Here is a 2275-nt window from a genome sequence, read left to right as displayed (position 1 = left end):
CATAAAGCCCAACCTCTTGCTCTATTCCAAGTTTCTGCATCAAAATTCAATGCATTCTTAAATGTCTTTCTGCTACTATCATCAAAAAAAGTCCAAGCCATTGCAGCATCGCAAGAAGGGTCTCCTACTCCCAATATCCCAAAATCAATAACCGCACACAATTTACCATTTTCAATTAATATATTTCCTGGGGCTATGTCACCGTGGACCCAAACTGGTTCACCAGCCCACTTTGAAGTTAATGCCAATTCCCAAATTTCTTTCAATAGGTGTTTATTAAAAGTATTTACATTATTATTAATGGCATCTCTACACTCATCATCGTATACAACAATATCTCCGCCTCTATAAAAATTATGTTCGCCAGCTAAGGGACCTTCACTGGCGTCAATAGATTGTAATTCAACTAAAAATTTCCCCAAATCATTTGCAAATTGATTTGAATCATCTATATTTTCTAAAGTTAATGTCTCTCCATCCAACCATTTGTTGACTGACCAAGGATGTGGGTAATCCTCATTTAGTTCTCCTTTAGCTAATGGTTCAGATATTGGTGTAGAAAGATGCTTGGCTAAAATGGGTAACCATTTTTGTTCTTTTTCAACTTGGGGTACATAGGCTACATCACTTGGTAACCTAACGCTCATACTGTTGCCTAAGTGAAAAGTTTTATTATCATTTCCACTTTTTTTAACAGGCTTTATTTCCAAATTAGACCACTCTGGAAATTGGCTATTTATTAACTTCGATACTAAATCTACGTCGATTTTTATCATTTAATTTCTCCCTATAATTTTATTTATTCATCACCCAAAACCCAGTTACAGTCACAAATTTATTTGATAAACGCATCCTTATCAACCCCTTTAATTTGATTACATTTAATGTACCATATACTTACTACTACAATGACTTCTTATTCCACTATCCTGCCCCGTTAGTTAAAGAAGAAAAAGAGATGACATAGTAGCTAACTGTTCATTAATCACCCTACTTGTATTGGTGGAAATTTGTAACCTTTGGCATAACAGATCTAATATACGCTATATCTTCTTGACTAAGATCAGGGGCAAAAAATTCTGTTCCCCAATGTTCAGAGTGAAACATTGTAATATCGCCTTTGCTTAAGAAAATAGAGAACCATTTTATATTTTCCGTTTCAGCTATGTGTTCATATAGGAGATGATGTGCAACCTCATCTGTTAGACTGCAGTGAAAAATAGTTAAGTTTACATCTTCTGGCAACCTAGGATGGCTTTGAACTAAGGCGTTCATTTCCTTGATCACTTCTTTTTCTTCATTCCAACAATGGATTTCAACTGTATCCGACCTCTCAATGAAGTATTTCATTAACGGAACCCAATACCCATAATCTTCAGGCACCGGATATCCATCAACCCCCTGAAAGTATTCTGAAATGGTAAAATGTAATTGGTATTTCATTTAATTGCCCCTTCTTTCTATACATCAACAGTGAAGCTTGTTATTTACGGGTATAAGTAAAGCTTAGAATATATTACTCAACTAAGCACCCGTTAGTTGAAGAACAAGAAATAATTTTTATTGGTTAACGCTAATACTTACACCCCATATTCTTTGAACGTTCAGTAATTCCTGTTCATTGAATTCCATTCTATAAATATCAGGTTTTGATGTGCTATGTAAAAAATTCAAGTCATAGGTGCTATCGAAATATCCCATCATCAAGGTCATAATAGCCCCGTGAGTTCCTATCACTACTTTTTTATTTCTCAAAGTATCTAATAGTTCTTTTAAAACTTTTATAGCTCTTTTTTGACAATCAGCATTTGATTCTCCTCCCTCTAAGGAGAAATTCGAATCGAAAAACGACTTTTCCAAAATCTGAACCAATTCCTTATCAGCTAATCTTTTGTTTTCAGAAGAAAATATCCTCTCTTTTAAATCCTCAAAGACTAAAACTTCTTGCCCTATTTGTTGAGCTATCTTTTCAACAGTCAATATTGAACGTATGTATGGGCTAGAAACAACTGCATCGATTTTTTCATCTTTCAATATGTCAGTTACTCGTTGAGCATCTAAATAACCTTTTTCGGTTAATCCTCTTGTTCTATCATTTCCTTCTTTTGGCGACTCACCGTGTCTCACCATATAAACAACTGTACTCAATATATTCCCCCTCAATAAGTTTCTCTTATTTTTCCTTCTTCAACTCTACTGCCCCGTTAGTTCAATAAGAAAAAAGGCTGTACTCCTTATTGAAGTAAAGCACCCGTTAGTTGAAGAAGAGATCCAT

Annotated in this window: 3 protein-coding genes; all 3 read right to left on the bottom strand. The window is 34.7% G+C overall.

Features of this window, described 5'->3' with window-relative positions; genetic code table 11:
- Positions 1-776: aminoglycoside phosphotransferase family protein (locus AC1DSL_RS17400; RefSeq protein ID WP_477533188.1), on the bottom strand; the 776-nt coding region annotated here is incomplete at its 3' end.
- 214 nt (positions 777-990) lie between these two features.
- Positions 991-1443, bottom strand: a complete 453-nt coding sequence (locus AC1DSL_RS17395) for a hypothetical protein (RefSeq protein WP_477533187.1) — start codon at positions 1441-1443, stop codon at positions 991-993.
- Positions 1444-1560: 117 nt separating this feature from the next.
- Positions 1561-2148, bottom strand: a complete 588-nt coding sequence (locus AC1DSL_RS17390) for a histidine phosphatase family protein (protein WP_477533186.1) — start codon at positions 2146-2148, stop codon at positions 1561-1563.
- Between the last annotated feature and the right edge of the window lie 127 nt (positions 2149-2275).

Source organism: Paenisporosarcina sp. P4_D4 (genome assembly GCF_056401835.1).
This window is presented reverse-complemented; position numbering and strand designations above follow the sequence as displayed.